The 6,896-nt window shown below is 62.6% G+C and carries 6 protein-coding genes; 2 read left to right on the top strand and 4 right to left on the bottom strand.

What is annotated here, in order from left to right:
- Positions 1-132: 132 nt before the first annotated feature.
- Together ACY693_RS12270 and ACY693_RS12265 are read right to left on the bottom strand one after the other, a co-directional pair.
- Positions 133-1,092 carry a sigma-54 interaction domain-containing protein gene (locus ACY693_RS12270; protein ID WP_462322113.1) on the bottom strand — a complete coding sequence of 320 codons (960 nt, stop codon included), beginning with the start codon at positions 1,090-1,092 and terminating at the stop codon, positions 133-135.
- Between the two features lie 64 nt (positions 1,093-1,156).
- A complete protein-coding gene (locus ACY693_RS12265; RefSeq protein WP_462322111.1) occupies positions 1,157-1,840 on the bottom strand; it encodes a sulfite exporter TauE/SafE family protein in 684 nt (227 codons plus the stop codon).
- A gap of 432 nt (positions 1,841-2,272) precedes the next feature.
- Between ACY693_RS12265 and ACY693_RS12260 the strand changes: the two genes are divergently transcribed.
- Positions 2,273-4,558 carry a TonB-dependent receptor gene (locus ACY693_RS12260; protein WP_462322110.1) on the top strand — a complete coding sequence of 762 codons (2,286 nt, stop codon included), beginning with the start codon at positions 2,273-2,275 and terminating at the stop codon, positions 4,556-4,558.
- Positions 4,559-4,584: 26 nt separating this feature from the next.
- Entirely contained in the window at positions 4,585-5,037 is a 453-nt protein-coding gene (locus tag ACY693_RS12255) for a DsrE family protein (RefSeq protein ID WP_462322109.1), read from the top strand.
- A gap of 109 nt (positions 5,038-5,146) precedes the next feature.
- Here ACY693_RS12255 and ACY693_RS12250 read toward each other — a convergent pair whose 3' ends face one another.
- A complete protein-coding gene (locus ACY693_RS12250; protein WP_462322108.1) occupies positions 5,147-6,310 on the bottom strand; it encodes a CobW family GTP-binding protein in 1,164 nt (387 codons plus the stop codon).
- Between the two features lie 10 nt (positions 6,311-6,320).
- Positions 6,321-6,755: an RNA polymerase-binding protein DksA gene (gene dksA / locus ACY693_RS12245; RefSeq protein ID WP_462322112.1), complete on the bottom strand. Its 435-nt coding sequence runs from the start codon at positions 6,753-6,755 to the stop codon at positions 6,321-6,323.
- Positions 6,756-6,896 lie beyond the last annotated feature (141 nt).

The following is a 6,896-nucleotide window of genomic DNA, read 5'->3' as shown; positions in this document are numbered from 1 at the left end:
TTGGCTCAGCCGCTCTTGGCAGCCTCGGCGGCGTGCGACCAAGCGTCGGAGCCGAGCGCGACGCAGTCGCTTGGCATCAATGGTCAGTCGTGCACCGGGGTTCAGTCGTGCACTGGGTCGGAGACCAGCAGGTCAAGCAATCGCGTACTTCTTCAGTCGATAGAGCAAGGTGTCACGGCTGAGACCCAGCAGGTTTGCCGCATGCGAGCGATTGCCGCCGGTGCGCGCTAAGGCCTGGCGAATGAGGTCGATCTCGAGCTGGTGCATGACGAGGCCCTCATCAGGAAGCCGCAAGCGCTGCTCTGAATCGGTTCGCTCGGGGATTGGCATGCGCATCTCTAAGGGAAGATTCGATGGCTCGATGCGCTGACCGGGGAACAGGATCGTCATGCGGATCGCGAGATTGCGTAGCTCACGCACATTGCCCGGCCAGGCGTGCTGGTGCAGCAGCTTCAGGCTAGGCTGACTGAATGTCGGCGGCCTGAGGCGATGGGTCTCGGCCGCTTCATCGAGGAAGCGCTGTAAGAGCGTCGGGATCTCTTCTCGGCGCTCACGCAGCGGTGGCAGCACCAGCGGCACGATGTTCAATCGGTAGAGCAGATCCTGGCGAAAGCGCCCGGCCTCGACCTCGTTGGAAAGGTTGCGGTTGGTGGCTGCGATGATGCGGACATCAACGAGCATTGGCTGTACCTCGCCGAGGGGTAAGCATTCGCCGCATTCCAGGAACCGCAGCAGCTTGGCCTGCGATCCGATCGGTAATTCGCCGATCTCGTCCAGGAACAGCGTTCCACCAGTGGCGGCGCAGATGTAACCGCACTGATCCTTGTCGGCCCCGGTAAAGGCGCCCTTGCGATAGCCGAATACGAGCGAGTCGGCCAGCTGCTCGGTCAACGATGCGCAGTTGATGGAGAGAAAGCGGGCCTCTGAGCGCGGGCTCTGCGCATGCATCGCTCGAGCAATCAACTCCTTTCCGGTGCCACTCTCGCCGCAGATGAGCGCGGTGACATCGGTTGCGGCCACCACCCGCGCGGCGTTGGTGATGTCGAGAAATGCGGGGCTTGCGTCGCGCGTCAGATCGTCGAAGGTCATCATGCACTCAGTCTTGCCGGGGACTGAGCCCCACCGATCAGCGAGCATAGCAAGCGCCTGCTCAGGCTCAAAACCGGTCTCCCCCGAAGAGGAGGCCGACGAGACCAACGGCGGACAGCAACAGACCCGCCGCTGCCCGCCAAGCGGGGCGTCGTGCAAGCCCGGCGATCCAGCCAACAAATGAGCCCAACCCCAGGATCGCCGGCAACGTGCCTAGTCCGAACAGGCTCATCATCAGCGCGCCCTGCAGTGGATCATCGGCAGCTAGGGTTAGCAAGACCGCGTAATAGACCAGCCCGCAGGGAAGCCAGCCCCAGACCATCCCATAGAGCACTGCCTGTCGCTGTGAGTGCACCGGCAGCAAGCGGCGCTGCAGCGGCTCGAGGCGTCGCCATATCGGCACACCAAGCCGATCCATCTGCTTGAGGCGCGGAAACCAGCCCGTGAGGTAGAGGCCGGTCAGGATCACGACCAACGCCGCCAGCCCGCGCAGGAGCTCGTGCAAGGAAGGAGCGAGCGGATTCTGCGCGATAGCCGATCCCAGCAACCCGCCGAGGCCGCCGGCTAGGCCGTAGCTCAGGATGCGCCCTAGGCTCAGCGCGACCAGGTATACGGCCAGATGAAGCGGATTGTGACGGCACTCCGTCGGTAGGCTCAGCGCTAAGGCACCCGCGATCGGTGCACACATCGCCACGCAGTGGACGGACCCGAACAGGCCCATCAACAGGAACAGGCTGGGTGAGGGCTCCACATTAGCTCCAGTGTGGGGCGCCAGCCGAGGGCCTGAAGTCAGGTCGGCGATAGCAGGGCATCTTCAGCGTCTTGCTCCTATCTGGTTGCCGTCCTGAACGCCATGACGCAGGCTCAGTTCAGCTGGAAACTGTGTGAAATGCCGGCTTTTGCTGTGTGAGCTGACCACGATCAGCGATCGCCTCCGCTTGTCAGTTTGCGTAACCCTTTGTTTTAAAAAGAAGGGAAAACCTGGCGCACCAAGTGCTTAGGGATCCGCCGGCTGCTCGACTAATCAACGTTGGCGCGCCGAATTACCTGCCTTGGCCAGCGCTGGCTGAGGGCGCCGGCGTCCGAAGAATGCTGCTCGCTCGATGACATGACAATGCATAACCGTTTCCAGCTTGTTGCCGCAGGTCTTTCCCTTGTGGTTGCACCTAACCTCGCTGCCCAAATGGGTTTCAACTCGGATGCGCCCGCGCTCCTTGAGCCGATCCTCGTGACCGCCCCTGAGGAGCCTCCTGTCGGCCGTTCGTTCAGTCTAGGTCCGAGTGCGATCGCGCCCCAGCGCGCGCGCACCAGCGATACCGCCAAGCTCCTGACCGGCTTGCCGGGTGTCAGTGCCTATGGCGCCGGCGGCGTCTCCAGTCTGCCCGCCATCCGTGGTCTGGCGGATGAGCGTCTGCGCACCACCGTGGATGGGATGGACCTGCTGGCGTCCTGTCCCAACCACATGAATCCGCCCATGTCCTACATCGATCCAACAGCGGTCGGACGTATCGAGGTCTTTGCCGGCGTCACCCCGGTCAGCGTCGGCGGCGACAGCATTGGCGGCACCATCGTGGTCGAGTCTGCGCCGCCCGCCTTTGCCAAGTCGGGAGAGCGACTGGTCGAAGGAGAGATGGGCGCCTTCTACCGCAGCAATGGCGACAGCTGGGGTGGCAATCTATCCGCAACGGTCGCCAGCGAGCAGCTGAGCCTCAACTATACGGGTGCTTACACACAAGCCGACAACGCTCGCGCTGGTGGCAACTTTAAAGACTACGACTTCACCGGTCGAGCGGGCCATACCCTGGATCGCGACGAGGTCGGCTCCACCGCCTACGAGGCCAGCAACCAGTCGCTCACGCTGGCCTGGACGGATGGGCGCGCACTGCTGGATCTGAGCTACGACCACCAGGACATTCCCTATGAGGGCTTTCCGAACCAACGGATGGAGCTGACCAGCAATAAGAGCGACCAGTTCAACCTGGGTTATGCCAGTGATTTGGCCTGGGGAAAGCTCAACGCACGCGTCTACTACCAGCAGACGCGGCACGAGATGGATTTCGGCGACGACAAGCGCTTTTGGTACGGGCCTGGTCAGCCGCCGCTGGGCTCTGGCGGCAATACCGCGTTGAACGGCATGCCCTGCTCGCCGATATCGGGTGTCAGGATGGTCAACGGCATGATGGTCGGCTGTGCGGCTGGCATGCCGATGGAGACCGACAGCAGCAACTTCGGCTTCACCGTCAACGCTGAGATCCCGGTCGGCCAGAACGACCTCCTGCGCGTCGGCACCGACTATCAGCGTTATCGCCTTGATGACTACTGGTCCCCGTCCGGGGCAGGCATGTGGCCCTATACCTTCGACAATATCAATGACGGTCAGCGCGATCGTTACGCAGCGTTTGGTGAATGGGAGCTCACGAAGGGACGCTGGACCCACCTCCTTGGCCTCCGCTTTGAAGCGGTGCAGATGGATGCCGGCCCAGTGAGCGGCTACAACCTGGCGGCGGCGCCGACGAGCGGGACCGGCGGACGCGCCAACCAAACCCGCGATGCGGTGCTGTTCAACAGCCGCTCGCGTTCCAAGACCGATCACAACTGGGACTTCGCTTGGCTTGCGCGCTTCACACCGGACGCGATGCAGCGCTACGAGATCGGACTGGGGCAGAAGACGCGGTCACCCAACCTCTACGAGCGTTATACCTGGTCGACCTGGCAGATGGCGGCGCTGATGAACAACTTCGTCGGCGACGGCAATGGCTACATCGGTAACCTCGACTTGAAGCCGGAGGTCGCGCGCACGCTGAGCATCACCGCCGACTGGCATGATGCCGACGAGCAACGCTGGGGCCTCCGGATCACCCCCTATTTCACCTATGTGCAGGACTACATCGATGCGGTGCAGTGGGATGCGTCCGCCAATGCCCCGCGACCGGTGCCGGTGGCAGATGATTTCACCGTGCTCAAATACGCCAATCAATCGGCCCAACTCTATGGCGTCGACCTCTCCGCAGACGTCCTGCTAGCGAGCGACACCGCTTATGGCGCCTTCAGCGCGCAGCTTGTGGCGAGCTACACGCGAGGCAAGAATGAGGACACCGGGGATAATCTCTACAACATCATGCCGCCGAACGCGACGCTGGTCCTGACCCAGACCAAGGGCCGGTGGCAGAATGCCTTGGAAGGCGAGTTTGTTGCTGCCAAGGACGAGGTCTCGCAGGTGCGCAACGAGATCGAGACCGCCGGTTATGCGCTGCTGCACCTGCGCAGCCGCTATCAGACCAAGCGCTGGACCCTGGAGCTGGGGGTCGAGAACCTGTTCGACCGCTTCTACGATCTGCCCCTGGGCGGCGCCTACGTTGGCCAGGGCACGACCATGACCATCCCGCCGGCGCCGAATCAGCCGCAGTGGGGCACCGCTGTGCCAGGCCCAGGTCGCTCGCTGTACGCGGCGTTAAGCTACCGCTTCTGATCACCGCAACCAATCGGAGATTGACGATGAAGAATCGATTCTTTGTGACGTTTGTCTTGCTGTTGTCGTTGACGGGCTTGTCCTGGAACGCCCACGCCGAGGAGGGCAAAGGCGGACTATTCGTCAACCTGACCACCGATGACACCTGGGCGGCGGCCATGGCGATCCAGTTCGCGCATGAGCGCGTGCTAAAACGAGGCCATAAGCCGGTGGCGATCTGGCTCAATGTGCGCGGCATTTACCTTGCCGACAAGAAACGACTGTCCCACGTGCACGGACTCATGAAGGAGCAGGGTAAGTCTATTCAGGACATGCTGCGGGCGTTCGAGAACGATGGAGGGTTAGTGATTGCGTGTCCGGCCTGTGCCAAGGCGGCAGGCCTCACCGAGGACGACCTCATCGAAGGCGTTCAGATGGGGAATCCGGACCTGGTGCTCGGCATTCTGTTCGACCCGACGGTGAAGACCCTGTCTTGGTGACAGGCTTGGGTCGGTCAGCCTCGACAGCACACGAGTTGCGATTGGTTGTCCGCCCAGCCTCTTTCGTGCGTCTGTCGGCTACCCCAGCCGACAGCGCGGAGATCTTGCGCTAATCAGGCCATGTGGCGAGAAACGCGTCCAAGGTCTCTTCGATCACCGTGCGTGGGACATCGCGCGTGATGAAGACCAGCTTTGAGCGCCGGTCTTCGCTCGTCCAGCCCGGTAGCTCAATGGGTGGATCGAACAGATGCTGCACGCCGTGGATCGCGATGGGCTTGGTGCGGCCGCGGACGTTGAGGATCCCTTTGATACGCAGCATGTCCTGACCGCACATCGCGAGCAGCAGATCGAGCCAGGCATCGAGCATGGCATCCGGGATCGGTTGGTCGACGACGAGGGCAAACGACTGGATGTGATCGTCATGCCGATTCACATCGTGCGCATGGCCGTGATCGTGATCGTGACCGTGGTCATGATGATGATCATGATCTTGGAGATCGGGCTGCCCTGAGTCTACTGCCGTACGAGCCTGCTGAGAGCTGTGATGGGAATGGCTCGCATGGGGAACCTGCGCCTGTGCATATGCCTCCTCATTCAGCCAGCGGGCGACATCGGGGATCTTGGCGCCGGTGTTAAACAAACCTAGCCCAAGGATGTCAGCGGCGGCGACCTGGCCGTGCCGCGCCTCAATGCGTCTCGCGGCCGGATTGATGCGCTGCAGGCGTTGCTCAAGCGCCGCCGCCTGTTCCGCGTCGACGAGATCGCGCTTGGTCAGCAGGAGACAATCGGCCATCGCCGCCTGCTTCACCGCTTCCGGCTGCGCATCGAGCGTCGCCTCGGCGCTGGTCAGATCGATCGTGGTGACGACGCCATCGAGGCGATACCGACGCGCGATCGCGCCCACGCTCATCAGGGTATGGATGATCGGCGCCGGATCGGCCAGCCCGGTGGTTTCGATCACAACCCGATCGAATCGCGACTCGCCCCCGACCCGGTAGCGCCAGTGCGCATCCCGCAGCGTCTCGACCAGGTCGCCGCGGATGGTGCAGCACAGGCAGCCACTGCTCATCTCGATCATGTTGTCGTCGGCGACCCGACTCCTCAGGAGGTGATCGAGCCCGATCTCGCCGAACTCGTTGATGATGACCAGGGTGCGGGCGAGGGTGGGTTGGCGGACCAACTGGTTGAGCACCGTGGTCTTGCCGCTGCCCAGAAAGCCGGTCAGCAGGGTCACCGGCGTTAGCTCCGGCGCGTCAAGGTGAGGTGATGTCATCGGCGTGCACTCAGCGGTTCAGATTGGCCTGGCGTTCACGGAGCTCCCGGCGCTCTTGGGCCTCGACCGACAGCGTCGCGATCGGCCGCGCCTCCAACCGAGCCAGCCCGATCGGCTCGCCGGTTTCCTCGCAATACCCATAGTCGCCGGCGTCGATGCGCGCGAGCGCCTCATCGATCTTGATCACGAGCTTGCGATATCGATCTCGGGTGCGCAGCTCCAGCGTCTGGCTCGCCTCTCGGCTGGCGCGGTCGATCTCGTCGCCGACATCGCGATGGCTGTGATCACGCAACTGCTCAAGGGTCTCTTGCGCCTCGTCGAGGAGCGCTTCGCGCCACTTGAGCAGCTTATGGCGAAAATAGTCGCGCTGGCGGGGGCTCATGTAGTCCTCGTCGGTGAACGGCGGTTGGTCGCTGGGCGCCACGGGGTCGGGCTGATTGGCCAAGGTTTCGCAGGTCATTGGACATTCGTTGTTGGCGAGAAAAGCGTTAGGTTATATCATTATTGATCTGGCTGATCGAACGAGGAGAGCCCAACATGACTTTGGCCGCATTGAGCGAGGTCGATCTACCTCAAGAAACTGTCG

The organism is Halochromatium sp., from assembly GCF_054919635.1.
This window is presented reverse-complemented; position numbering and strand designations above follow the sequence as displayed.